The following is a 26229-nucleotide window of genomic DNA, read 5'->3' on the forward strand; positions in this document are numbered from 1 at the left end:
GGGGGCTGGTGCTGCCGTGCTCAGGTGCCGCCCACGCCCTCCTGGAGGTAGGCGGCGATCATGGCGACGTCGTTCGCGATGTCGAGGATGCCGCTCGGGTCGGTCGTCGGGGTCGAGGCGCCGGTGACGCCCGCGTAGAACACGTCGAAGCGGCCGTCGCCCTTGTCCAGGTAGCCGGCGATGGTGATGGCGCCGACGCCCAGGCGGTCGTTGAGGGCGTCCAGCCCGACGGCGGCCCCGGTCTTGGCGAACACCTTGCCGCGCGCCGGGCAGTCGCGGCAGTTCTCGGCCAGCAGCCCGTCGACCCCGAGGATCGGCAGGGCCTCGCGGAAGCGGCGCGCCTCGGGGGAGCGCAGCCAGTACGTCAGCATCTGGATCTCAGCCTGCGGCGTGGAGCGGTCGACGGGGTTGCCGCCCCGCCCGTCCAGGAGCTGTACCTGCGCACGGTCGACCTCGGCCTCGTCCAGGAAGGAGGCCAGGACGGGGAAGCCGTCCATGCAGGCGCGGCTGCCGGTGGTGACCGCCATCAGGCACATGCCGAGGTTGGCGCCGAGGTTGTGGCTCACCTTGAGGATGAGCTCGGCGTACTCGGCGAAGGGCGGCGAGGTGTACGCGGCCACCCGCGCCCGGCCCTCGTAGCCCGCGGGCAGCCGGTCCACCGGGTTCCCGCCGGCCGGAGCCGCGGTCACGTCCACCCCGGCCCGTTCGAGGGCCTCGATCAGCGCGGTCCGGCCGAAGGCCGCGGGGTCGGTGATGGGGGAGACCTTCAGCACCGGTGCGGCGCCCGCCGCGATCGTGCCGGACAGCCGGATCCGGGTGCCGTCGTCCGAGGTCGTGACCGTGACGGCCGTCGGCTTTCCCGCCGCCACGGTCTTCACGGTCGAGGTGACCCGGTAGGGGGCGACCTTCGGCCGCCAGTCCAGCCTGGCGGGGGCGTCGGCGCGGTCCCCGGGGGTGGTCGTCAGGTCGATGAGGTTGTCGTTGAGGATCAGCGGGGTCGGGGTGGGGATCAGGACGGGCTCGGGCTCGAAGAGCCGGTCGTCGACGATGACGTTCCCGTCGACGCGGGTGATGCCGGAGTCGCGGACCTGGCGCGCGAGGAGGTCGATGCCGGCGAGCGGGTTCTGCGGGGTGAGCGTGGCCCCGGGGACGTCGTCGGCGTAGGTGTGGTCGAGGTCGGTGAAGGCGACCGTACCGTCGGGGCGGGTCCGGCCGCCCATGGTCAGATCGCCTTGGGCGACCAGGGCGAGATCGCCGGTCAGGGTCGCGCCGCGCCGCTCGCCGACCGCGTAGAGCGGTGTCACGAAGCGGTGGCCGGGACCGAGGGCGTGCCAGGCGCCGGAGACGCTGAACAGCTTGGCGGTGGACCCGGGGATGAAGAGCTGGTCGGGGAACCGGCTGTGGACGGTCCGTCCGGTCTCCGGATCGACCTGGAGGAGGCCCCACTGGGCGTTGCGGTAGCCCGGCTTGCGCATGATCTCCGTGATCCGGGGGTCGAGCGGGCCGGAGCCACCGGTGTCGGAGGGCGCGGTGCCGGAGGGCGTCGGCGTCGGCGGTGTCGCCCCGGCGGCCGGGCCCGCGGTCAGGGCCACGAACAGGAGGGCCGCGCATCCGGCGGTGATGCGCCGGCGCGGGGACCGGGGGTGCGTTCCTCGTGGCACGGCGAGCCCCGTTCGTCTCGGCGGCGGGCTCCGGAGGCGTCACCCGGTCGCGTGTAACCAGTACCCAGGGTTCCGCCAGCGTGGCACGCCCGCATCCGGCACGCACATCGCCGGGGCGCCGCCCGCGGCGGATGCGGTCCGGGTGAGGCGGCGTACGTTGAGAGGGGGAGGGGGACCGGACCAGGCTGCTGCAGGAAGGGCCGACCCATGGCGCACACGGCTGGTGCCCACGGCACGAACAAGGTGGCGCAGTTCCTGGACAGCCCCTTCGTGGGGCTGTCCCCCTGGATCGTCTTCGCCCTCGTGGTGGGGCCCGGACGCTTCGAATGGGCGGTGGGGCTGGCCCTGGCCATCTCCGTCTGCCTCGTCGTCGGCAGCCGTCTGCTGAATCCCGGATCCTCGCTGAAGATCCTGGAACTCGCCGACGTCGTGTTCTTCGCGATCCTCACGGTCGTCGGGGCGTTCGCCAGTGACGGCACACGACGCTGGCTGGAGACCTACGCGGGCGAGATCGCGAACGTCACCCTCTTCGCCATCGCCCTCGGTTCCATCCTGGCCGGGGTGCCGTTCACCCTCCAGTACGCCCGGGAGCAGGTCGACCGGAAGTTCTGGGACACGCCGGCCTTCAAACGGACGAACTACCTGATCACCGGGGTCTGGGGACTGACCTTCCTGGTCAACGCGGTCGTGGGTGCGTACGGCGACCTCGTGCTGCGGGACCCGCAGAACGCCTGGACCGGCTGGATCATCCCGATCCTCACCATCGTCGGGGCACTGCGCTTCACCCGCCGGTACCCGGAGGCCGTGCGGGCCCGGGCCCGCGCCGAAGGGCCCGCCCCGACCGGTTCCTGACCGGGTGCCGGCCGGTCCCGACCGGTTCCTGACGCAGCGCACGGCCCGGGGGCCGCCGCGGAACTCCGCGACGGCCCCCGGTCGTACGAGGCGGTGGATCAGCCGGTGAAGCCGGCCGTGATGGAGGTGAACTGCCAGTCGCTCTGGGCGATGCCGGAGCAGGTCTCCTGCAGACCGCCGCCGGGGCAGCCGCGGTCGCGGTTCACCGACCAGAAGGCGAGGCGCGCGATGTGGTGGGAGTTGGCCCAGTTGCGGATGTCGGTCCAGTTCTGGACGGTGGTGGTCTCCTGGGTGTCGCTGATGCCGTTCATGCCCGAGATGCCGATGTGGGAGTACGCGGTCGCGTCGTCCCAGCCGTAGGTGGACTTGAGCTTGGCCTTGAGGCCCTCGGTCGCGCTGACGGTGCTGGCGTACATGTCCGTCGAGGCGTTGCCGAAGTCGAACGGCATGATGGTGAAGACGTCGATGCCCGTGTTCAGCGCCTTGGACTGCTCGATCAGGCGGTTGCCCCAGCTGGTCGGGCCGGTGGTGGAGGTGCCGAAGGTCAGGATGGTCTTCAGGCCGGGGTTGTTCTGCTTGACGATCTTGAGCGCGCCGAGGATGCGGTCCTGGACCACGGCGTTCTCGAACTCGTCGGTGTTCTCTATGTCCACGTCGATGGCCTTGAGCCCGTACGCGCTGATGACCTGCTGGTAGGCGCCGGCCAGGGCCTCGGCGCTGGAGCAGTTGGGGCCGAGCTTATTGCCCTGCCAGCCGCCGATGGAGGGCACGATGTCGCCGCCCGCGGCGCGGATCGAGGCGATGGTGCTCTGGTCGATGCCGCCGGTCAGCGGGCGCTGGCCGTCCCAGGACGGGTTGCAGCCGCCGGAGGAGAGGATGAACGCCATGGTGAACCACTTGGTGCCGGTCGCGTTCATCACGGTGGTCGGGCTCGGCGGGTTGCCCCAGCCGAGGTAGAGGTACGGCGCGGCCTGCTTGAAGCCGGTCGGCGGCGTGGTCCCGGTATCGGTGGTGACGTTGACGGTGTTCGAGGCGGCCGAGGTGTTCCCCGCGGCGTCGCGGGCGCGCACGGTGAACGCGTACGCGGTGCTCGGGGTCAGGCCGGTGACGGTCGCGCCGGGGGTGGCGGAGGTCGCGACCTTGGTCCCGCCCTGGTAGACGTCGTAGCCGTTCACGCCGACGTTGTCGGTGGACGCGGTCCAGGTCAGGGACGCCGTGGTGGAGGTCTTGCCCGTGGCGGCGAGGCTGCCGGGCACGGTGGGCGCCTGGGTGTCGACGGTGCCGCCGGGACCGTCCAGGGTGATGTCGTCGGCGTGGTAAGTGCCCTGCCCGTACCAGCCGTTGAGGTAGATCTCGGCGCTGGTCTGGGAGGCGCCGGTGGTGAAGGCGACGGTCAGCTTGGTGTAGGCGGCGGCCGAGGGGGTCCAGGTGGAGGCGCCGCCGGTGACCCCGAGGTAGACGTAGCTGCCGCGGACCCAGGCGGAGAGCGTGTAGCTGGTGTTGGGCTGCACGGCGACGGTCTGGACGCACTTGGCGTTGTCGCTCGCACTGGCGGCGCCGGCCAGGGCCTTGCTCCCGCCGTGCACCGGTGAGCCGACCACGGAGCCCAGCCCGCCGGAACAGGACCAGCCGGCCGTGGTGCCGGACTCGAAGTCCCCGTTCGAGAGGATGTTGGCGCCGAAGGCCGCCCCGGGAGAGGTCAGCACCGCGGCCGCGCCGAGCAGGGTGGCGCCGAGGGCGCAGGCCAGCCGTGTACGGGTTCGGTTTGGGGTACGCAAGGAAATGCCTCCAGTGGGAATGGGGGGACGGCGTGGAGCGCGAAGCGTGGGAGTGCGGCCCGCCGGGACGCGTGGGGACGGGGCGGCGGGCCCGTGGGTGGGGGGCCTGCGACCCGGCGGGCGTGGGGAGTTGACGCCGTATCCGCTTCGTGGCCGGGAACCTAATCCTCCGGAAGGATCGCCGTCAACAGGTCTGGACCAACTGATAGGTGGTTATCTCAATCGGAAGCTTTACTAACGGTGATGCTTGACAAGGCTCCCGCCCCTTCGGAAGCATGACGCGGTGCCAGCCTCCCGCCCCCACCACGTCGCCGTCCTCGTCCTCGAAGGGGCCAAACCCCTCGACGTCGGCATCCCGGCGCAGGTGTTCACGACCCGCGCGAGCATGCCGTACGAGGTCCGGGTGTGCGGCGCCGCCCCGGGACTCGTGACCGGCGGCGACGGCCTGTCGTACGCCGTCGCCCACGGCCTCGAAGCCCTCGCCTGGGCCGACACCGTCTTCGTCCCCGGCTACCGGTTCCCCGACCGCGAGGACCCGCCGCGGGCCGTCGTCGACGCGCTGATCGCCGCCCACGCACGGGGCGCACGGCTCGCGGCCATCTCCACGGGAGCCTTCGCGCTCGCCGCCACGGGCCTGCTCGACGGCAAGCGGGCCACCACGCACTGGCACTACACCCGGGCGCTCGCGGCGAAGTGGCCGCTGGTCCGGGTCGACGAGAACGTCCTGTTCGTCGACGAGGGCTCCGTACTGACCTCGGCCGGAGCCGCCTCGGGCATCGACCTGTGCCTGCACGTGCTGCGCAGCGATCTCGGGGTGGCCGCCTCGAACCACACGGCCAGGCGGCTGGTCGCGGCCCCCTACCGCAGCGGCGGCCAGGCGCAGTACGTGCCGCGCAGCGTGCCCGAGCCGCTCGGCCCGCGGTTCGCCGCCACCCGTGAGTGGGCGCTGCACCGGCTCGGCGAACCCCTCACCCTGGAGGCGCTCGCCCGGCACGCGGCGGTCTCCCCGCGCACGTTCTCGCGGCGGTTCGCCGAGGACACCGGGTACACGCCGATGCAGTGGGTGATGCGCGCCCGCATCGACATGGCCCGCGAACTGCTGGAGCGTTCGGAGCGGAGCGTGGAGCAGATCGCCGCGGACGTGGGCCTGGGCACCGGGGCGAACCTGCGGCTGCACTTCCAGCACATCCTGCGGACCACGCCGAGCGAGTACCGGCGCACTTTCGCCCGGGGGGAATGAGGGGGCAGGCGGACCAGGCCGCGGTTCCTGCGTACGAGGTCGCGGCTCCCGCGGACGACCTCGCGGTTCCGGGCGGAACCCGTACTTCCGGCTCAGGCGGTGAAGAGGCTCCTGCGGGCGAGCTGTTCGGCCTCCATGGCCGTGATGGCGTTGCGGCAGGCGTTGGCGAACTTCCAGAAGTCGGTGTTGGTGGTGGTGGCGCGGTTGGCCGCACCGGAGAAGTTCGCGAAGAGGCTCTGGCGGAGCTCGGTGGTGATCTCCAGCTGGGCGCCTCCCGCGCTCGTCAGGGTCCGGTTGCAGATGTTCTCGGGCAGGTCTCCGTTGAGGTCTTCCGGGTTGCCGCCGAGCACCTGGAAGCCCGCGGCGCCCAGCTTCGCGGAGAGGAGCTGGCGGAAGCGGGCGTTGAGGCCGCCGACCACGACCGCCTTGGGCTTCCCCTGGGGCGCCCCGGCCTGAGTCGCGGTGCAGCCGTGCAGGCTCAGCACGTTGGCACTGCCGGCGGCCATGGACCGCGCGACCGGGTCGTCGCAGTGCGAGGCGGTGACGTGCAGCTCCGCGTTGTCGGAAGCGCGCATGCCCTCGAACATCCAGTAGTCGTACAGCGGGGCGCCCTGGGTGACGGGTGCGAGTCCGTCCGGGTGGTAGCCGGCCACGGCCAGACAGAGCTCGGAGGTACCCATCTCGATGCCGCCGCCGTGGATGGCCAGCACACTGCTCAGGCGGGGGCGCGGAGTGGTGGCCTTGTCGTTGTCGACGGCCTCGTGGCGTCTGAACCGGCGCGCGTAGTCCTGACCCTCGATCGCCGTCGTGCTCGCGTAGAGGTCCGAGTTCGAAGCGTAGAGGTCGCCGCCGGCGGCTGCGGCGGGAGTTGCGGTGAGTCCCGTCAGGATCGGGCCACCGGCGGCCGCGGCCATCAGGGAGAGGAGGACGGTCCTGCGGCTGGCGCGAGTCCGGGACATGGGTGTTCCTTCGCTGCTATGGGGCCGGGTGGCCAGGGGATGCTGCCCGGCCGGGACATCGGCCGTGCGGTGTCGAAGGCGCTGTGCGGTCCTTCCGGTGAACATCCTGTCCACCCCCGGGCACCCGCAGAAGGTCCGCAGGGTGGCACCAAGGGTGCAGGCACCTTGATGCCACCACCGCGGGGCCCGGCCGTCCGGAGCGGGCGCCCTGCCCGCACGCTCCGCGTGCCGTGATCCCCGGCCGCCTCGTGGCGCGATCCTTGCGGACCGTGGCGATCGCGCCGCTGTCGCGGGCGCCCCGGACCGGCGAACCTGGTGACGCACCCAAGGGACAGGGACAAGGGAGACACCATGACGCGCATCGCCATCAACGGATTCGGCCGCATCGGACGCAACGTGCTCCGCGCGCTGCTCGAACGGGACAGCAAGCTCGAGGTCGTCGCGGTCAACGACCTCACCGAGCCCGCCACCCTCGCGCGGCTGCTCGCCTACGACACCACCTCCGGCCGGCTCGGCCGCCCGGTGAGCGTGGACGGGGACGTCCTGGTGGTCGACGGCCGCCGCATCAAGGTGCTGGCCGAGCGCGAGCCGGCGCAGCTGCCCTGGGCCGAGCTCGGTGTGGACATCGTGCTGGAGGCGACCGGCCGCTTCGCCACGGCCAAGGCGGCCCGCGCGCACATCGACGCCGGGGCCAAGAAGGTGCTCGTCAGCGCACCGGCGGACGGGGCCGACATCACGCTCGCGTTCGGCGTGAACAGCGACTCCTACGACCCGGCCCTGCACACGATCGTCTCCAACGCCTCCTGCACGACCAACGCGCTCGCACCGCTGGCCGCCGTACTGGACGAACTCGCGGGCATCGAGCACGGGTTCATGACCACCGTGCACGCCTACACGCAGGAGCAGAACCTCCAGGACGGTCCGCACCGCGACCCCCGCCGCGCCCGCGCCGCCGCCGTGAACATCGTGCCGACCACGACGGGCGCCGCCAAGGCCATCGGCCTGGTCCTGCCCAACCTGGACGGCAAGCTCTCCGGCGACTCGATCCGCGTCCCGGTTCCGGTGGGATCCATCGTCGAGCTGAACACCACCGTCGCCCGCGACGTGACCCGCGAGGACGTGCTGGCGGCCTACCGCGCCGCGGCCGAAGGCCCGCTCGCCGGCGTGCTGGAGTACTCGGAGGACGCCCTCGTCTCCTCCGACATCACCGGCAACCCCGCCTCCTCCATCTTCGACTCGGAGCTCACCCGCGTCGAAGGCCGCCACATCAAGGTCGTCGCCTGGTACGACAACGAGTGGGGCTTCTCGAACCGGGTCATCGACACGCTCGAACTGCTCGCGAGCCGCTGAGGCCGGGCTCCCGCTCACCAGGCGCGCCGCGGACCGGGATTCCGGTCCGCGGCGCGCTGCTTTTACCGCTCCTTCCCGGCCAAGCGCAAGGCTTGAAACAGAAATTCCTTGTTGTCGCACTAGACTGGCGGGCTGTTTGGCGCTGGACCGGAACAACCTGGGCAGACCCGGGCTCCGCCCGGCGACCCGGAGGGTTCCGGAAACACGACGCGAGGGCCGATGGCAGCCACACCAGAGCACGGTGAAGTCACTCTGCTCGACGACGGGACCGGCCTCGACGAAGGCCCCGCGCCCGACGCCGGGGCGGGGCCCGGCGAGCCCGGCAAATCGGCCCTGTTCTCCGCCGGACCCGCCGCCCCGACGCGCACCCTCGTCGACGTCTTCGAGGCCTCCGTACGGGCCCACCCCGACGAGCTCGCCCTGGACGACGGGACCGGCCGGCTGACCTACCGGGCGCTCGCCGCCGAGGTGGAGCGCCGCCGCCAGGCCCTCGCGGCCGCCGGAGTGGGGCTCGGCGACCGGGTCGGCGTACGGGTGCCGTCCGGGACCAACGAGCTGTACACCGGCATCCTGGCCGTCCTCGCGGTGGGCGCCGCCTACGTGCCCGTCGACGCCGAGGACCCGGACGAGCGGGCCGACCTGGTCTTCGGGGAGGCCGGAGTACGGGCCGTACTGGGCGCGGGCGGGCGCATCGAGGTCGCCGCGCCGGGCAAGGGCGCCGACCTCGGCACATCGGCCCCCGCCGGCCGCCCCGGCCCCGAACACGACGCGTGGATCATCTTCACCTCCGGCTCCACCGGCAAGCCCAAGGGCGTCGCCGTCAGCCACCGCAGCGCCGCCGCCTTCGTGGACGCCGAGGCCGAGCTGTTCCTCACCGAGGAGCCGATCGGCCCCGGCGACCGGGTCATGGCCGGACTGTCCGTGGCCTTCGACGCCTCCTGCGAGGAGATGTGGCTGGCCTGGCGCTACGGCGCCTGCCTCGTGCCCGTCCCCCGCTCCCAGGTCCGCAGCGGCGCCGACCTCGGCCCCTGGCTCGCCGAGCAGGAGATCACCGTGGTCTCCACGGTGCCGACCCTGGCCGCCCTGTGGGAGCCCGAAACCCTCAACGAGGTCCGGCTGCTGATCTTCGGCGGCGAGGCCTGCCCGCCCGAGCTCACCCAGCGCCTGGTCACCGAGGGCCGCGAGGTCTGGAACACCTACGGCCCCACCGAGGCCACCGTCGTCGCCTGCGCCTCGCTCCTGACCGGGGAGGAACCGATCCGCATCGGCCTCCCGCTCATGGGCTGGGAACTGGCCGTCGTCGACGAATCCGGCGAACCGGTGCCCATGGGCGGCAGCGGCCAGCTCGTCATCGGCGGCGTCGGCCTGGCCCGCTACCTCGACCCCGAGAAGGACGCGGAGAAGTACGCCCCGCTGGAATCCCTCGGCTGGGAGCGCGCCTACCGCAGCGGCGACCTCGTCCGCGCGGAACCGGAGGGCCTGGTCTTCCTGGGCCGCGGCGACGAGCAGATCAAGCTCGGCGGCCGCCGCATCGAGCTGGGCGAGGTGGACGCCGCCCTCCAGGCCCTGCCCGGGGTCGCCGGCGCGGCCGCCGCCGTCCGCACCGCACGCAGCGGCAACCAGCTCCTCGTCGGCTACCTGGTCACCCAGGACGGCTGGGACCACGCCGCGGCCGTCACCCGGCTCCGCGCCGAGCTGCCCGCAGCCCTCGTACCGCTGCTCGCGCCCGTCGAGGAGCTGCCCACCCGCACCTCCGGCAAGGTGGACCGGGGCGCACTGCCCTGGCCGCTCCCGGAACTGGAGACCAGCGGTCCCACCGAGCAGCTCTACGGCACCGAGGCCTGGCTCGCCGAGCAGTGGAGCGAGACCCTGGGCGTGACCGTCGCCGGCGCCACTGACGACTTCTTCGCGATCGGCGGCAGCAGCCTCGCCGCCGCCCAGCTCACCACCCGGCTGCGCACCCGCTACCCGAGCGCGGCCGTCCTCGACATCTACCAGCAGCCCACCCTGCGCAAGCTGGCCCGCCACCTGGAGAAGTCGGCACAGGACGACGGCGCGGTACGCACCATCGCGCCCGTGCCGCTGCGGACCCAGGTGATCCAGTCCCTGCTGCTGCTCCCGCTCTTCACCCTGGTCGGCCTGCGCCGGACGGTGGCGGTGCTCGCCCTGGGCAACGTACTGCACTGGTCCGGGGCCTATCCGTGGGCGCCGACCGCCTCCTGGTGGCTCGTCGCCGCGGGCGCCGCACTGCTCTACAGTCCGCCCGGCCGCCTCGCGATCGCGGCCGGCGGCGCCCGCCTGCTGCTGCGCGGGGTCAAGGCGGGGCGCCACCCGCGCGGCGGAAACGTTCACCTGCGGCTGTGGACGGCCGAGCGGCTCGCCGAGTACTCCGGCGCCACCTCGCTCACCGGATCCTGGCTGGAGCGCTACGCACGGGCGCTCGGCGCCAAGGTCGGCCCCGAGGTGGACCTGCACTCGCTGCCGCCCGTCACGGGCATGCTCAAGCTCGGCCGCGGCTGCGCCGTGGAGTCCGAGGTGGACCTCTCCGGCCACTGGCTGGACGGGGACCGCCTGGAGATCGGCGCCGTGAAGGTCGGCGCGGGCGCCGTCGTCGGCACCCGCAGCATCCTCTTCCCCGGCGCCCGCGTCGGCAAGCGGGCCGAGGTGGCCCCCGGCTCCGCCGTCGTCGGCCAGATCCCGACCGGCCAGCGCTGGGCCGGAGCCCCCGCCGGCAAACTCGGCAAGGCCAAGCGGAACTGGCCCAAGGAGCGCCCACCGCGCGGCCTGCCCTGGCGCGCCGCCTACGGGACGGCCGGCTTCTGCCTCACCGCCCTGCCCGTGCTCGCCGCCCTGCCCGCCCTCCTCGTGGCCGGCCGGTTCGTGCCCGCCGACGCCGGACTCGGCCGGGCGCTGGCCGGAGCGCTGCTCGCCGTGGTGCCGGGGGCGCTCGCCTTCGGGTTCGCGTACGCGGCCCTGCTCCTGGTCTCCGTACGCCTCCTCAGCCTCGGGCTGCGCACCGGAACCCATCCGACGCACAGCAGGATCGGCTGGCAGGCCTGGACGGTCACCCAGCTGATGGACCTCTCCCGGGAAACCCTCTTCCCCCTGTACGCCGGACTGATCACACCGGTGTGGCTGCGGCTGCTCGGCATGAAGATCGGCCGGGGCGCCGAGGTGTCCACGGTGCTCGCGCTGCCGAGCCTCACCACCGTCGGCGAGGGCGCCTTCCTCGCCGACGACACCCTGACCGCCCCCTACGAGCTGGGCGGCGGCTGGCTGCGGATCGGCCACTCCGAGATCGGCCGCCGGGCCTTCCTCGGCAACTCCGGAATGACCGCGCCGGGCCGTTCCGTACCGGACGACGGGCTGGTCGGCGTCCTGTCCGCCACCCCGAAGAAGGCCAAGAAGGGCAGCTCCTACCTGGGCCTGCCGCCGGTCCGGCTGCCGCGGTCCACCGCCGACTCCGACCAGAGCCGGACGTACGATCCGCCCGCGCGGCTGCTGTGGGCGCGCGGGCTGGTGGAGCTGTGCCGGCTCGTCCCGGTGTTCTGCTCGGTCGCGCTGGCCGTGCTGACACTGGCGGCGTTCTGTGCGCTGGCCGGACCGGACGGGCCCGGCGCGTGGGTGACCGCGCTGCTGTCCGGAGCGGTCCTGCTCGCCGCCGGGGTGGCCGCGTGCGTGGTCGCGACGGCCGCGAAATGGCTGCTGGTGGGCCGCCACCGGGTGGGAGAGCACCCGCTGTGGAGCGGCTTCGTGTGGCGCAACGAACTGGCCGACACCTTCGTCGAGGTCCTGGCCGTGCCCTGGCTGGTCGGCTCGGTGCCCGGGACGCCGGTGCTGTCCCTGTGGCTGCGCGCAATCGGTGCCCGGATCGGCCGCGGCGTGTGGTGCGAGAGCTACTGGCTGCCCGAGACCGACCTGGTCGTCCTGGGCGACGCGGTCAGCGTGAACCGGGGCTGCGTGTTGCAGACGCACCTCTTCCACGACCGGATCTTGAGGACGGATACTGTGGTCCTGCGTGAGGGCGCCACCCTGGGCCCGGGCGGAATCGTCCTGCCCGGGAGCACGGTCGGGGCCCGCAGCACTCTGGGTCCCGCCTCCCTCGTGATGGCCGGGGAATCCGTTCCCGCCGACACCCGCTGGCTGGGCAACCCGATCGAGGCGTGGCGGTCCTGAAGGGCGGGTCCGGGCGCCGGGAAACCGGGCGACCGGGCCCGGCACCACCAGCACGTCGTACGAGCACAACGCAGGGAGCGGAAGCGGCAGTGAACGGCCAGAAGACAGCGGCATCGGACCCGTACTTTCCGGCCAACGGCGACCCCCGTTACCGCGTGCACCGGTACGAACTCGCTCTGGAATACCGTCCCGGCCCCAACCGGCTCGCCGGGACGGCCCGGCTCAGTGCCATCGCCGGGCGGGCGCCGCTCACCGAGTTCCACCTCAACCTGGCCGAGTTCAAAATAGGCCGCGTCCTCGTCAACGGCAGGGCGCCGCACTACAGCCACCGGGGCGGCAAACTCCGCATCCGGCCGCCCAAGCCGCTGCCCGCCGGCGCCGCCTTCACCGTGGAGGTGCACTGGGCGGGCAACCCCACACCGGTGCGCAGCCCCTGGGGCGGCCTCGGCTGGGAGGAACTGACCGACGGCGCGCTGGTGGCCAGCCAGCCGGTCGGGGCGCCCTCCTGGTACCCGTGCAACGACCGGCCCGCGGACAAGGCCTCGTACCAGATCTCGGTCAACACCCCCTCCGCGTACACCGTCGTGGCCGGCGGCAGGCTGCTCACGCGGACGACCCGCGCCTCCACCACCACCTGGGTGTACGAGCAGCCGGCGCCGACCTCCAGCTACCTGGTCGGCCTGTCCATCGGCATGTACCAGACGGTGCTGCTCGGCGACCCCGGGCTCGGCGGCGTCCCGCAGAGCGCCCACGTACCGGCGCATCTGCTGCCCCGCTTCTCGCGCGACTTCGCGCGGCAGCCCGCGATGATGCAGCTGTTCGAGGAGCTGTTCGGCCCCTACCCCTTCGGCGAGTACGCGGTGGTCGTCGCCGACGAGGAACTGGACGTGCCGGTGGAGGCCCAGGGGCTCTCCCTGTTCGGCTCCAACCACGTGGACGGCGTACGCGGCTCCGAGCGGCTCATCGCCCACGAGCTCGCGCACCAGTGGTTCGGCAACAGCGTGACCATCGCCGACTGGCGGCACATCTGGCTCAACGAGGGCTTCGCCAAGTACGCGGAATGGCTCTGGTCGGAGCGCTCCGGCGGCCGCACCGCGCACGAACTGGCGGCCGCCGCACACCGCTTGCTCTCCGGGCAGCCGCAGGACCTCCTGCTGGCCGACCCGGGACGCAAGCTGATGTTCGACGACCGCCTCTACCAGCGCGGCGGCCTCGCCGTGCACGCGATCCGCTGCGCGCTGGGGGACGGCCCGTTCTTCCGCATGCTGCGGGAGTGGGCCACCGTGAACCGCCACGGCGTGGTCACCACGGCCGGTTTCACCGCGCACGCGTCCCGCTACGCGCTCGAACCGCTGGACGACCTGTTCGCGGCCTGGCTGTCGGCGCCGGGCCTCCCGCCCCTGCCCGCGCCGGCGGCGACGGCCTAGAGCCAGCCCTTCTTCTTGACGAAGACGAAGGTGCCCAGGGATGCGGCGAGTACGGTGCCCAGGAGGACCGGCAGGGCGAAGAAGTTGTCGAAGCCGTACTCGTTGAGGTGCTCGAAGTTGGCGCCCGGGATCGCGGCGAAGGTGGACGGAATGACGAACATGAGGGTCAGCGCCGTCAGCTTCCGGTTCTCCACGGTGGACTTGACCTGATCTTCCGTCAGGGCGTTCAGGCGGTCCATGTCCCGGTTGAAATCGCGCAGTTCGTCGCGGATCTCGTGCAGGACGGCCAGGGCCTGGGCCTGCTCATCGGCGGTCGAGGCGGCGTCGGTGCGGGTGTTGGTGTTCGTGCTGATGGTCATGACAGTGCTTCCTTCTGGTGAACGGGGACGTGCGGGGAAATGGGCGTGACGGTGCGCGAGACCTCGCGCGGACCGGACGGAGCGGCCTGTGGACGCCCCGGAAAGGGGTGGGTGGAGGAGCCCGGAGCATGCCGGACGAGCCCGCCGCAAGGGCTGGGCGCGGGGTTGCCGGAACGGGCCGGGCAAGGGTGAGCGGCCGGGCGGCGAGCGCCGACGGGCCGTCGGGGGTGGAGCGAGAGCTCTGGCTACGCGGAGGTGCGGCTCAGAGCGCGGCGCAGGACGAGGCGACGCGGCGCGGGTGGTTCAGCGGACTCGGACTGTGATCCATGGGGCGATCGCCTCCTCTCGGCAGGGCATACGGCATACGCGGTCGCGGCCATCGGCCATCGAATGGGCGAGCGCAGTGCACTCACGGGCGGCGACACCTCAACGCTAACAGCAGCTCAGGGGCCCAATCCGGGTCTTTGGTCCCACGGGCCGGGCCAAAGGTCCCCTCCGGCGGGGACGCGAAACGCCCCGCCCGGGCCGCCGCGGCCGGGGTGGAGTCCGGGGCGCGGCGGGCCGGGCGGGGCGTGCGGGGCCAGTACCCGAGTGCGGTGCCGAGGGCGGCGCGCACACCGCTGCGGCCCGGATCCGGGGGAGGAGACCCACCGGTCCGGGCCGAGACGTCGCGGCGACGGGTGGGTCTCAGGCCGCGAAGACCTCGCGGAGCTGCTGCTCCTGCGTGCCGGAGAGGTTGGAGCGGATCAGCTGCGCCTGCCCGCCGGGGAAGGAGGCGCGCACCCGCTCGACCACGGCGTCGGAGGAGAGCAGGAACAGTGCGGAAGTCCCGGGCTTCACCTCGGACTTCACGTCGTCGATGAACTGGTCGTCGATCCCGACGTCGGACAGCGATCCACCGATGGCCCCGGCTGCCGCACCCACGGCGGCGCCGAGCAGCGGCACGAAGAACAGGAGCCCGAAGAGCATCCCCCAGAAGGTGCCGGACAGCGCGCCGGCTCCCGTGAGGCTGTTCAACTGCTGGGTCTTCGGCTTCCTGGCGTCTTCGTGCCAGGTGACGACCGCGGCGTCGTGCACCTGTATGAGCTGTTCCTTCTGCAGGGCGAGCAGGGCGGACTCCGCCTGCTGGGCCCCCTCGGGAGTGGGGAACTTCCAGACGGTGAGAGTGGTGGATGCCACGTAACGCTCCAGTTCCTGGACGGTGTTGCCGGTGTCCAGTACACCCTAGAATCAGACAATCCACCACAATTGGTATAGTCGTGACTCCATGTCATCTGCCGGGCCGTCAGCGTCACTCGCCCGTTCGGCCGTACCCGGCCGTCCGCGCGCCCCGCTTGCTTCTCGGCAGGCCTCTCCGTGTCTCATCTCACCGTCCGGCATGCGGGAAGTCGTGTTCATTCACCGGGCGTCCGCCCTACTGTGGGCCTCGCAGCTGGTTCGCCCCCGTCCGCCAGGCGGGATGCGTCGTAAGAGGGAACCCGGTGGGAATCCGGGACTGCCCCGCAGCGGTGAGCGGGAACGACCGCCGTCATACGCACTGGGACCGGAAGCGGTCCTGGGAAGCGACGGCCATTAGGTGCCCGCCGGGAGACCGGCAGGCGAGCCCGCGAGTCCGAAGACCTGCCCGTTGCCCGTGCGCGAACGACCGCGCACGGTTTCCCGGTGACCTCGTGGGCGGGTCGGCGTGCTTCAGGCGGATCCTCCCGTCGCGTACCGAGCCGTACGCGACCCCAACACCCGCCCGTTCCCGCACCCTTCGCGTCCGCGACCCGTCACCGGGCCATGGAGACACGCTCGCGAAGGAGAGTTCCGTGACCACCGAGTCCGCAGCCGCGCCCGTAGGGGCCACCGTGTACGGGTACCCCCGCCAGGGACAGAACCGGGAACTGAAGAAGGCGGTCGAGGGCTACTGGAAGGGCCGCGTCACCGCCGAAGCCCTCCGCGCCACGGCCCGCGACCTGCGCCGGACCAACTGGGCCCGGCTCGCCGAGGCCGGCATCACCGAGGTTCCCACCGGCGACTTCTCGTACTACGACCACGTCCTGGACACCACGGTCATGGTCGGCGCGATCCCCGACCGCCACCGGTCCGCCGTCGCGGCGGACGCCCTGGACGGCTACTTCGCGATGGCGCGGGGCACCCAGGACGTGGCCCCGCTGGAGATGACCAAGTGGTTCGACACCAACTACCACTACCTGGTGCCCGAACTGGGTCCCGACACCGTCTTCACCGCCGAACCCGCCCGGCAGGTGGCCGAGTTGAAGGAGGCCCTGGCCCTCGGCCACAGGGCCCGCCCGGTCCTGGTCGGACCTGTGACCTACCTCCTCCTCGCCAAGCCCGCACCCGGCACGCCCCCCGGCTTCGATCCGCTGGCCCTCCTCGACCGGCTGCTCCCCGTCTACGCACGGGTCATCACCGAACTGCGCGCTGCCGGCGCCGCCTGGGTCCAGCTCGACGAACCGGCCCTGGTCCAGGACCGCACCCCGGCCGAACTGAACGCGGCGGCCCGCGCCTACCGCGAACTCGGCGGCCTCAGCCTCGCCCAGCGCCCCAAGCTGCTCGTCGCCTCCTACTTCGACCGGCTCGGCGAAGCGCTGCCCGTACTGGCGAAGGCGCCCGTGGAGGGCCTCGCCCTCGACTTCACCGACCGGGCCGCCGCCAACCTCGACGACCTCGCCGCGGCCGGCGGCATCCCCGGCAAGCGCCTGGTCGCGGGCGTGGTCAACGGCCGCAACATCTGGATCAATGACTACCAGCAGTCACTGGCGACCCTGGGCACCCTGCTCGGCCTCGCGGGCCGGGTCGACGTCGCCGCGTCCTGCTCCCTGCTGCACGTCCCCCTCGACGCGGACGCCGAGCGGGACACCGACCCGCAGATCGGGCGCTGGCTCGCCTTCGCCCGGCAGAAGAGCACCGAGATCAGCACGCTGGCCCGCGGACTCGCCCGGGGCACCGACGCGATCGCGGCCGAACTCGCCGCGAACCGGGCCGACCTGGCCTCCCGCGCCGCCTCCCGGATCACCCACGACCCGGCCGTCCGCGCCCGCACCGCCGCGATCACCGACACCGACGGCCGCCGCCTCCCCGCCTACGCCGAACGGGCCGCCGCCCAGCGCGCCCACCTCGGCCTGCCGCTCCTTCCCACCACCACCATCGGCTCCTTCCCGCAGACCACGGAACTGCGCACCGCCCGCGCCGACCTGCGCGCGGGACGCATCGACACGGCGGCCTACGAGGACCGCATCCGGGCCGAGATCCGCGAGGTCGTCGCCTTCCAGGAGAAGGCCGGCCTCGACGTACTCGTACACGGAGAGCCCGAACGCAGCGACATGGTCCAGTACTTCGCCGAACAGCTGACCGGCTACCTCGCCACCCGGCACGGCTGGGTCCAGTCCTACGGCACCCGCTACGTCCGCCCGCCGGTCCTCGCCGGAGACATCTCGCGCCCCGACCCGATGACCGTGCGCTGGACCGCGTACGCCCAGGAGCAGACGGCCAAGCCGGTCAAGGGCATGCTCACCGGCCCCGTCACCATGCTCGCCTGGTCCTTCGTCCGCGACGACCAGCCGCTCGCCGCCACCGCCCGCCAGGTCGCGCTGGCGCTCCGCGACGAGGTGGCCGACCTGGAGGCCGCCGGCACCTCCGTCATCCAGGTCGACGAGCCCGCCCTGCGTGAAACCCTGCCGCTGCGCGCCGCCGACCACGCCGGCTACCTGGCGTGGGCCACGGAATCCTTCCGCCTCACCACCAGCGGCGTCCGTCCGGACACCCAGATCCACACCCACATGTGCTACGCGGAGTTCGGGGACATCGTCGAGGCCATCGAGAACCTCGACGCGGACGTCATCAGCCTGGAGGCGGCCCGCTCCCACATGCAGGTCGCGGACGAACTCGCCGGCGCGGGCTACCCGCGCGAGGTCGGCCCCGGCGTCTGGGACATCCACTCTCCCCGCATCCCCTCGGCCGGGGAAGCGGCGACCCTGCTGCGCAAGGGACTTGGGGCGATCCCGGCCGAACGCCTCTGGGTCAACCCCGACTGCGGCCTGAAGACCCGCGGCTGGCCCGAGACGCGGGCCTCGCTGGAGAACCTCGTCGAGGCGGCCCGCAGGGTGCGCTCGGAGGTGGCGCCGAGCGCCTGACCTCCGTGGGGCGGCCGGCATCCGGGGCGCCCGGGTGCCGGCCGGGGGGCGGCTCTACCCGCCGGGTGAGGCGGCCCAGATGAGGGGGTACCGCTCGCTCCCCGCCCGGTCGACCCACTGCAGCCGGTCCCGTACGATCCCGCGCCGACCTTCAGGGATCCGCTCCGCCAGCCTGCTCAGCAGGTCGCGCATCCTGCGCAGGGCCATCGGGGAGCCGGCGGCGGAGAAGAGCAGGTCGTCGACGGCCGTGCGCACGTAACGCTCCCAGTCCGGCACCGGGAGCGTGACCCGCGACCGTCCGCCCTCGTCGGCGAAGTGGCCGATGCCCAGCTCCACGCCGGCGAGGCGGGTCAGCAGGTCTTCGAGCCGGTCCATGCTCTCCACCGCGGTGGCCGGGTCGTTGACGGCCGGGGAGAGCGCGCGCAGCGCGATGTCGGCGAGGAGCCTGAAGGGCAGGTCGGGGTCCTGGTCGAAGGTGCGCTCGACCCCGGTCTCCAGGGCGCCGCGCAGCGCCGCCTCGGGGAGCTCGCCGCCGGTCACCTCGGCGAGCGTCATGCCCCGCGACACGGTCGCTCCGGGGGCGACGAGGAAGGTGATGGAGCAGTCGTGCTCCCTGGCCAGGCCGACCAGGGCGCGTACGTCGATCTGCTGGACCACCACGGCCGGTCCGGACCAGAGGACGGCGGTGGCACCGGCCGCCGGGGGAGGCGAGGCGTGGCACGTGGGTGCGGCCGTGGCCGCGACCGTGGCCGCTTCCGGGTCGTACGGCCGTACGTACACGTCATCGAACAGCCGGTGCGCGCGCGTGGCGATCGCGCTCAGGGAGTGGCCGAGCTGGATCGAGTGAAAGGCTCTCGTCTGCAGGGTCCGCATGAGGGCGAGCGCGATCAGGGTGAGCACCATGGCGGTGCCGGGAACGAGGGTCGACACGGTCGTCCTGCGGGCCCCGATGGCCAGCCCCGAGGTGATGCTGAAGACGAACACGCCGACGGTGAAGGCGAACGCGCGCCACACGATCGGGTCGTCCCGGAAGAGGCCGAGGCGCGGGGTGAAGGTGCTGGCGGAGAACTGGATGACCAGGAACAGCATCGAGTAGATGATGCTCACCAGGCTGATGACGCCGAACCCGAGGGTGAACAGGAGCGTCACCACGGGTCCGGCATCCACCTGGGGGCCCAGCGAGAGCGTGGGGAGCAGCATCCCCAGGGCCACCCCGCCGACCGCGCAGAAGAGCTGGGCGAGATCCCGGCGCACCGTGCGCGAGGGAGGGCGCGGCGAGGCGCTCCGCCCGAGTCGGCGGTCCCGGGTCCACGGGCGCGTGGGGTCGTCAGCCGAGCCGGACATCCAGCCTCCTCCAGGTCCTGGTGAACGCACCCTTCCGATGAGGATGCAACCACGGGAGCCACGAGAGCGGGCGGCGAAATGCCGTATACGTCCTATGTCGGGGGGAGTCTCGGTGCCTGGGCGCGGTCATCGCGTGCGGCGAAACCGACAACGGCCGTACGCCTCGCGTCAACGGGGCCGCCATACAGCGGATTCCGGCCGCCGGATAGGGTCCTGGCATGATCACGGCCCGAGCTGCATCCGGCGCGAAGCGGGCCCGCCGTCCGGCGGGTGCGCTGCGGCTGCTGTGGCTGGCCGCCCTGCTGTTCGCCTTCCTCTACACGCACGCCGCCGGAGCCGACAGTGCCTCGGCGCACGTCGCCCGGGGCGCCGTGCCCGTGGCGCACCTGGATGCCATCGTTGATGGCAGTGCCGGCGTCGGCGACCGCGGCGACAGCGCCGACCCTCACGGCGCCGAGGCGCCCCGCGGGCACGACGATGGTGGCGGCGGTGGGCACGATCACCCCGCCGAAGCGTGCGTCTCCGGTCATCCCCAGCAGGGTGCGGAGCTGCCCGAGCCTGCGCTGGTTCCCCTCGGCGATCCGTCCCCCGCCGTGGCCGCGCTGCGGCCGGGCTCGTGGGCGCCGACCGTTCCGTGCGGCCTTCCGCCCTTGCGAAGCGTCCTCGGCTCCGTGGTGCAGCAGGTATAGGACCGGGCGTTCCGTCCCGTTCTGACCCGACTCTCATCGCAGACCCCGGCCCGCCCTCAGGTGGGTGACGGGGTGATGAGCCGTGCACGCAGCATCAAAGGAACTCGTACGTGACTTCGCCCCAGCTCCTCGGCGCCCGGACCGCGGACACCTCGCCGGACTCTCCCGCCACGGGACGCGCCGCCCGGCGCAAACACCACGCCGGCCTGGCCCGGAAGCGGTCCCTGGCCGCCCGGTACCTCGGCTACGTCGGCTACTTCGTCGGCGCCGGCCTCATCAGCGGCGCCGTGGTCCACCACCCGCTCGACCCCGACCGCTACACCCGCATCGCCGTGTACGGCGCCCTCGTCTTCCTCGCCGCGACCGTCCTCAACGAGTTCGTGCTCGCCAGGGAGCGTCCCGGGCTGCCCCGGCTGCTGCTGGTGATGGGCGCCTCGCTGCTGCTGTCCTTCGGCATCGGCATGCTCAGCGGCGGCCTCCAGCACTTCGACGATTTCCCCGCCAGAGGCGCCGTCCTCGTCCCCGCCGGACTCGTCGTCTCCTTCGTCGCCTACGTGATCAAGGACGCCGACACCCCGGCGCGGCGGATCTTCGGCCTCGTCGGCCTGGCCGTCCTCGTCACCGCCGCACTCGCCTTCCTGGGCCTGCGCGAAGTCGCGGCCTCGATGGAGAGCGCGCCCGGCGGCGGCCACAGCCACGGCACCGGCGAAGAACCCGCGGCGGACGACCACGCCCCCGCCGCCACCCCGGCGAGCCCGGCGGCGCCCGCCCCCGGCGCCTCGGCGACCGCGCGGCCCGCTCCTTCGCAGCCGCCCCACAACGACGGCCACGCTCACTGAGCCACGGGGAGGGGCGGGCTCACCTGCCCCTCCCTCCTGACCACCGCTCTCGCCCGGGGTCAGGGCGGAGGGGCGCTCCCCGGTGCGGCCGGGGTGACCAAGCCCGTCTCGTAGGCCGCGATCACCGCCTGGGCGCGGTCGCGGAGGCGGAGTTTGGCGAGGATGCGGGCGACGTGCGTCTTGGCCGTGGCCTCGCTGACGTGGAAGCGGCCGGCCAGTTCGGCGTTGCTGAGGCCGCGGGCCAGGGCTTCGAGGAACTCCAGCTCGCGCGGGGTGAGCGCGGACAGGTCCCGGTGGAGGGGAGCGGCACGGTCGTCGGCGCCGGCGAAGCGCTCCACCAGCCGGCGGGTGATGGCCGGGGCCAACAGGGCGTCGCCGGAGCGCACCAGCCGGACCGCGGCCGCCAGGTGCTCGGGGGTGACGTCCTTCAGCAGGAAGCCGCTGGCCCCTGCGCTGAGGGCGGCGTAGACGTACCGGTCGAGGTCATAGGTCGTGAGGATGACGATCCGGGGCGCCGGGCCCTCGGGACGAAGGATGCGGCGCGTGGCCTCCAGACCGTCGGTCCCGGGCATCCGGATGTCCATCAGGACCACGTCGGGCCGGGTGCGCCGGACCACGGCGACCGCCTCTTCCCCGTCGGCGGCCTCACCGACCACCTCGATGCCGTCGGCCGCGAGGATCATCCCGAAGCCGGTTCGGACCAGGGCCTGGTCGTCGACGATCACCACACGCGGTGTCCCGGTCATGGACCCTCCACCGGGAGGACGGCGCGGACCCGGAATCCTCCGCCGGGCCGCGGGCCCGTGTCCAGGGTGCCGCCGTAGAGCGCGAGCCGTTCGCGCAGGCCGGCCAGGCCCCGACCGCCGCCCGGCCCCGGAGGCCGCGGGCGGCCGCCGCTGTCGGTCACCTCCACCCGCAGCTCCCCGGGCGCGTACTGCACCAGGACCGAAACGGCGGCGCCCGCCGCGTGCTTGACCGTGTTCGTCAGCGCCTCCTGCACGACCCGGTACGCGGCCAGGTCCACACCCCCCGGGAGCCGGGCCGGGGCGCCGCGCACCGTCAGTTCCACCGGCACGCCGCCGTCGCGCACCCGGTCCGCGAGCTCCGGCAGCCGGTCCAGGCCGGGTTGCGGCGCGAGGTCCGCGTCGGCGGCCGGGTCGGGGCCGTCGGAGGTCATGGTGAGCAGGCCCATCACCTGGCGCAGTTCCGACATCGCCGACCGCCCCGCGGCCTCCACCGCCAGCAGCGCCTCCCTGGCCCGGTCCGGATCGGCGTCCAGCACCTTGCGCGCGGCGCCGGTCTGAATGGTCATCATGCTCACGTTGTGGGTGACCACGTCGTGCAGCTCCCGGGCGATCCGCGACCGCTCCTGGTCCACGGCGCGCCGCAGCGCCGCACGCTGCTCCGCCTCAAGGGCCCGGGCCCGCTGCCTCCAGGTGTGGATGCCGTGCGCGGCGAGGCCGACCGGGAGCAGGACCAGTACGGGGACCAACCCCTTGTCCACGTCGGGGACCAGGGGGAAGACCGCGTACAGCACGGCTCCCGCGATCAGGGACCCCGCAACGGCCTTGCGGTGGGGGCTGTACACCGCAGCGCTGTACGCCGCGATCAGGCCCGAGGCGAACGTGACCGTGGTGGCGTCCGCGGCGGCCGCTCCCCGGTGCAGCAGCAGCGTCGCGCCCATCACGGCCCAGTAGGCGGCCAGCGGGTACCGGCGGCGCATCAGCAGCGGCAGGGCCGTCAGTACGGCGGCCAGGAGTTCCCAGGGCTCCACGGGAGGCAGGGTGTGCTCCACGACCGGTACGGGATGCGGCACGGCGGGCGGCGACGGCAGCCGTGCCGGGGGCGGCACGGCGACGTCGGGCCCCGCCTGGGCCTCCACGTACGACCGGTTGAGGTCACCGATGACCGTGTACACCGCGAGCACCAGGGCGATGACCGAGTCGAACGCCCACGACGGGCGCGAGAGCCGCGGCGGCGCCCCGGCGGGTCGCAGGTCGCGGGCCCGGCGGACGAGGGCGTCTCTTGTGCGCATCGGACCAGTGTGCCCAGAGCCGGGCGGCCGCGGATCAGCCGCGGGTACCAGTGGCCTCCGCCTCCCGACTACATCGCGGGGATGACGCCGCGGGGCGTCGTCCGGACACGGTACGGAAGGTCCCCACCGGTGCCGACGCGGCGCCGGGAGCCCGGCTCCTAGCGTCGGGGCGGCGACCGGGCAGCGGATCCGGGCGCCGCCCGAGGACGCAGGAACCGTGGAGGATCCATGACCGACGACCACCTCATCGACGTGCGCGGGGTGAGCATGACGTACGGCGCCGGCCCGCCCGTGCTGGCCGGGATCAGCCTGCGGGTGCGGGAGGGGGAGGCGCTCGCCGTGCTCGGCCCCTCCGGCAGCGGCAAGTCCACGCTGCTCAACCTGATCGCGGGTCTGGACCGGCCCGGCGAGGGCAGCGTGAGCGTCGAGGGGGTGCGGGTGGACGGGCTGACCGAGACCGCGTCCGCGAAGTACCGGCGCTCCCGGATCGGCATGGTCTTCCAGTTCTTCAACCTCCTGGACGACCTCACCGTTCTGGACAACGTGCTGCTGCCCGCCCAGCTCTCCGGGATGCCCCGCACCGAGTCCGCGGCCCGGGCCGCCGAACTGCTGGCACACCTGGGCATCGACCGGCACGCCCGGGCCTTTCCCGGCCGGCTGTCGGGCGGCGAGCGGCAGCGCGTGGCCGTCGCACGGGCCCTGATGAACCGTCCGGCGCTGCTCCTCGCCGACGAGCCGACGGGCGCCCTGGACAGCGCGTCGGGCGCCGACGTACGCGACCTGCTGCGCGAGCTGAACGCGGCCGGCCAGACGATCGTGCTGGTCACGCACGACCTGGCGCTGGCCGAAGCGTGCGCGACCCGCACCATCGAACTCGTCGACGGGCGCATCGCGCGCGATGTCACGGCGGTACGGCGATGAGCCGGCCGGGGTACCGGCGACGCGGTGGACGGACGGTCCCCGGGAGCGGCCGGCGGCGCGGCGGAGCACTGGGACGGGTGGTGCGCGCCGGGGTGGGGCGGCGCCGCGCGCAGACGGCGGTGATGGTCCTCACGGCGCTCATCTCGGTCGCCGCGTCGGTCCTCGCCCTCGGATTGCTGGTCGCCTCCCGGGCACCCTTCGACCGGGCCTTCGACCGGCAGCAAGGGGCGCACCTCACCGTGCAGTTCGAGGGTTCCGCGGTGACCGCCGGGCAGGTGGCGGACACCGCCCGGATACCCGGGGTCGCAGATGCGGAGGGGCCGTTCGCCGTCACCTCCGTACGCTTGAGACCGACGGGCGACAGGCCGCCCGGCTTCCAGCCGCCGCCCCTGACCGTGGCGGGACGGGCGTCCGCCGGGGGCGGGGTGGACCGCGTCGCGCTGGTGGAGGGCCGGTGGGCCACCGCGCCCGGCGAGATCGTGCTGGAGGCCGGCTCGCGGCAGCCCGGAGTGCGGCCCGGGACGCGCCTGGAGACGGGAGGGACGGGGGACTCCGGCGGCTCCGGCGGTACGGTGCTCACGGTGGTCGGCGTCGCCGAGTCGGTGGGCGAGAGCGCCGACGCATGGGTTGTGCCCGCGCAACTGGGCGGCCTCGACGGGGGTCGGGCGGGCCGCCAGATGCTGTATCGGCTCACCGACGCCGGCACCGCCGCCGCCGTCGGGCGTGCCCGCGACGCGATCGCCGGGGCGCTGGCGCCGGGGGCCGTCACCGGATCCCAGTCCTACCTCGACGTGCGGCAGTCGGCCCAGGAGAACACGGCGGCCTACGTCCCCTTCGTGACCGCGTTCGCGGCGCTGGGCCTTTGCATGTCGGTGCTGGTGATCGGCATCGTGGTGAGCGGCGCGGTCGGCGCCGCGACCCGGCGCATCGGCATCCTGAAGTCGCTCGGCTTCACCCCGCTCCAAGTGGGCCGGGCGTACGTGGCCCAGGCGCTGATCCCCGCCGCCGCCGGAGCCGTGCCGGGCGTGCTGCTGGGCAACCTCCTTGCCGTCCCCCTGATGGCGGAGGTGGCGCAGTCGTACGGGACCGGGGCCGCGCTCATCCCGCTCTGGGTGAACCTCGCGGTGCCCGCCGGCGCCCTGGCCCTGGTGGCGCTCACGGCTTCGGTGCCCGCGCTGCGGGCGGCCCGGCTGCGCACCGCGCAGGTGCTCGCGATGGGCCGGGGCGCCGGGGGCGGGCGGGGGCGCCGGGTGCGGTACCTGCTCGGCCGGCTGCCGCTGCCGCGTGCGGTCGGCCTCGGGCTGGCGAGCCCGTTCGCCCGCCCGGCACGCTCGGCGACGATGGCGGCGGCCGTCGCGTTCGGCGCGCTCGCGGTGACCTTCGCGGTGGGGCTGGGCAGCACGCTCGTCGCGATCCAGCAGGACGGGGACCCGGACCGGGGCGGCGAGGTGACGGTCCGTTCGCTGGCCCGGCCCGGTGAGGGCCCGGCGAGCACGCCCCGGACGCCCGCCGACCCCGCGGCGATCTCCGCCGTGATCGGAGCCCGGCCCGGGACCGCGTCCTCGTACCGGACCGCCAGGACACAGGTGTCGGTGGCGGGGCTGAAGGGCGGCGCGCCCCTGGTGGCGTACGAGGGCGACGCCCCCGGCGCCGACCACACGATGGTGTCCGGCCGCTGGTTCGGCGGCCCGGGCGAGGCGGTCGCCGCGACCCGCTTCCTCCGGGCCACGGGCATTGAACTGGGCGGCACCGTGGTCCTGTCGGAGCAGGGCCGCACCGTCCGGCTGCGGATCGTCGGGGAGGTTTTCGACCTCGGCGACCAGGGGATGGCCCTGCGCACGGGCATGGACTCGGTCGCGGGGCTGGGGAGCCGGTACCTGCCGAGCGACTTCACCGTCCGGCTGACCTCCGGGACGGACACCGGGCGCTACGTCGAGTCCCTGAACGCCGCGCTGAAGCCGCTCGGCGCGGAAGCCGAGGCCGCCGGGCCGGGCAAGTCGAGCGTGATCCGCGCGATGCAGGCCCTGATCGGGATGCTCACGCTGATGCTGGTGGCCGTGGCCTGCCTGGGGGTGCTCAACACCGTGGTGCTGGACACCCGGGACCGGGTGCGCGACCTCGGGGTGTTCAAGGCGCTGGGGATGACGCCCCGGCAGACGGTCGTGCAGGTCCTCACCTCGGTGGGCGCGATCGGCCTCGCCGCAGGGGCGGTTGGCGTTCCGCTCGGGGTGGCCCTGCACGGCTGGGTGATGCCGGAGATGGGTCGGGCCGTCGGCACCACGATCCCGCCGGCGGACGTGGACGTCTACGGCCCCCTGCTGCTGGGGGCGTTGGCGCCGGCCGGGGCGCTGATCGCGGTGGCGGGAGCGCTGCTGCCGGCCGCGTGGGCGGCGCGGACGCGGACGGCGCGGGCGCTGCGGGCGGAGTGAGGTGCGGGCGGAGTGAGCCGGGCCGGCCGGG

18 protein-coding genes and 1 riboswitch are annotated in these 26229 nt (G+C 73.4%); of the genes, 10 read left to right on the forward strand and 8 right to left on the reverse strand.

The annotated features are described in order from the left end of the window. Positions 1-20 precede the first annotated feature (20 nt). Complete coding sequence (gene dacB, locus OG276_RS32935; RefSeq protein WP_266910949.1) at positions 21-1661, reverse strand: D-alanyl-D-alanine carboxypeptidase/D-alanyl-D-alanine-endopeptidase; 1641 nt, start codon at positions 1659-1661, stop codon at positions 21-23. 207 nt (positions 1662-1868) lie between these two features. Here dacB and OG276_RS32940 point away from each other — a divergent pair, with 207 nt between their 5' ends. Then, positions 1869-2513 (forward strand): hypothetical protein, encoded by a 645-nt coding sequence (locus OG276_RS32940; RefSeq protein WP_266910951.1) that lies wholly within the window; start codon positions 1869-1871, stop codon positions 2511-2513. A gap of 98 nt (positions 2514-2611) precedes the next feature. On the opposite strand, the gene OG276_RS32945 is transcribed toward OG276_RS32940, so the two are convergent. Next, a complete protein-coding gene (locus tag OG276_RS32945; protein WP_266913323.1) occupies positions 2612-4261 on the reverse strand; it encodes a carbohydrate binding domain-containing protein in 1650 nt (549 codons plus the stop codon). 313 nt (positions 4262-4574) lie between these two features. Here OG276_RS32945 and OG276_RS32950 point away from each other — a divergent pair, with 313 nt between their 5' ends. Then, positions 4575-5531 carry a GlxA family transcriptional regulator gene (locus OG276_RS32950; RefSeq protein WP_266910953.1) on the forward strand — a complete coding sequence of 319 codons (957 nt, stop codon included), beginning with the start codon at positions 4575-4577 and terminating at the stop codon, positions 5529-5531. A 92-nt stretch (positions 5532-5623) separates the two neighbouring features. Here the strand turns inward: OG276_RS32950 and OG276_RS32955 are convergent, their stop codons facing one another. Continuing rightward, positions 5624-6490 (reverse strand): poly-gamma-glutamate hydrolase family protein, encoded by an 867-nt coding sequence (locus OG276_RS32955; RefSeq protein ID WP_266910955.1) that lies wholly within the window; start codon positions 6488-6490, stop codon positions 5624-5626. A 351-nt stretch (positions 6491-6841) separates the two neighbouring features. On the opposite strand from OG276_RS32955, the gene gap reads away from it, so the two are divergent. The 3 genes from gap to OG276_RS32970 all read left to right on the forward strand — a co-directional run bounded on the left by gap (position 6842) and on the right by OG276_RS32970 (position 13443). After that, on the forward strand, positions 6842-7840 hold the full coding sequence (gene gap, locus OG276_RS32960) for a type I glyceraldehyde-3-phosphate dehydrogenase (RefSeq protein WP_266910957.1): 999 nt from the start codon (positions 6842-6844) through the stop codon (positions 7838-7840). Positions 7841-8059: 219 nt separating this feature from the next. Continuing rightward, complete coding sequence (locus OG276_RS32965) at positions 8060-12016, forward strand: Pls/PosA family non-ribosomal peptide synthetase (RefSeq protein ID WP_266910959.1); 3957 nt, start codon at positions 8060-8062, stop codon at positions 12014-12016. Positions 12017-12105: 89 nt separating this feature from the next. Continuing rightward, positions 12106-13443, forward strand: coding sequence for a M1 family metallopeptidase (locus OG276_RS32970; RefSeq protein ID WP_266910961.1), 1338 nt, complete (start codon positions 12106-12108; stop codon positions 13441-13443). Here OG276_RS32970 and OG276_RS32975 read toward each other — a convergent pair. After that, positions 13440-13802 (reverse strand): hypothetical protein, encoded by a 363-nt coding sequence (locus OG276_RS32975; protein ID WP_266910963.1) that lies wholly within the window; start codon positions 13800-13802, stop codon positions 13440-13442. The genes OG276_RS32970 and OG276_RS32975 overlap by 4 nt on opposite strands. Positions 13803-14489: 687 nt before the next feature. Beyond that, a complete protein-coding gene (locus tag OG276_RS32980) occupies positions 14490-14981 on the reverse strand; it encodes a DUF1269 domain-containing protein (RefSeq protein WP_266910965.1) in 492 nt (163 codons plus the stop codon). 237 nt (positions 14982-15218) lie between these two features. Further along, a riboswitch (cobalamin riboswitch) is annotated at positions 15219-15445 on the forward strand. 168 nt (positions 15446-15613) lie between these two features. Between OG276_RS32980 and metE the strand changes: the two genes are divergently transcribed. Continuing rightward, entirely contained in the window at positions 15614-17941 is a 2328-nt protein-coding gene (gene metE, locus OG276_RS32985) for a 5-methyltetrahydropteroyltriglutamate--homocysteine S-methyltransferase (RefSeq protein ID WP_266910967.1), read from the forward strand. A gap of 54 nt (positions 17942-17995) precedes the next feature. On the opposite strand, the gene OG276_RS32990 is transcribed toward metE, so the two are convergent. After that, a complete protein-coding gene (locus tag OG276_RS32990; protein ID WP_266910969.1) occupies positions 17996-19285 on the reverse strand; it encodes a DUF2254 family protein in 1290 nt (429 codons plus the stop codon). A 218-nt stretch (positions 19286-19503) separates the two neighbouring features. On the opposite strand from OG276_RS32990, the gene OG276_RS32995 reads away from it, so the two are divergent. Next, on the forward strand, positions 19504-19974 hold the full coding sequence (locus tag OG276_RS32995; protein WP_266910971.1) for a hypothetical protein: 471 nt from the start codon (positions 19504-19506) through the stop codon (positions 19972-19974). A gap of 110 nt (positions 19975-20084) precedes the next feature. Beyond that, positions 20085-20813, forward strand: coding sequence for a hypothetical protein (locus OG276_RS33000; protein WP_266910973.1), 729 nt, complete (start codon positions 20085-20087; stop codon positions 20811-20813). 59 nt (positions 20814-20872) lie between these two features. Here the strand turns inward: OG276_RS33000 and OG276_RS33005 are convergent, their stop codons facing one another. Then, positions 20873-21559 carry a response regulator transcription factor gene (locus OG276_RS33005; RefSeq protein ID WP_266910975.1) on the reverse strand — a complete coding sequence of 229 codons (687 nt, stop codon included), beginning with the start codon at positions 21557-21559 and terminating at the stop codon, positions 20873-20875. Next, positions 21556-22848 carry a sensor histidine kinase gene (locus OG276_RS33010; RefSeq protein ID WP_266910977.1) on the reverse strand — a complete coding sequence of 431 codons (1293 nt, stop codon included), beginning with the start codon at positions 22846-22848 and terminating at the stop codon, positions 21556-21558. The genes OG276_RS33005 and OG276_RS33010 overlap by 4 nt, the downstream gene beginning before the upstream one ends. Positions 22849-23076: 228 nt before the next feature. Here OG276_RS33010 and OG276_RS33015 point away from each other — a divergent pair, with 228 nt between their 5' ends. Next, a complete protein-coding gene (locus OG276_RS33015) occupies positions 23077-23769 on the forward strand; it encodes an ABC transporter ATP-binding protein (RefSeq protein ID WP_266910979.1) in 693 nt (230 codons plus the stop codon). Between the two features lie 77 nt (positions 23770-23846). Continuing rightward, positions 23847-26198, forward strand: coding sequence for an ABC transporter permease (locus OG276_RS33020; protein ID WP_266910981.1), 2352 nt, complete (start codon positions 23847-23849; stop codon positions 26196-26198). Positions 26199-26229 lie beyond the last annotated feature (31 nt).

Origin of the sequence: Streptomyces sp. NBC_00086, assembly GCF_026343255.1 — a bacterium.
Lineage (GTDB): Bacteria > Actinomycetota > Actinomycetes > Streptomycetales > Streptomycetaceae > Streptomyces.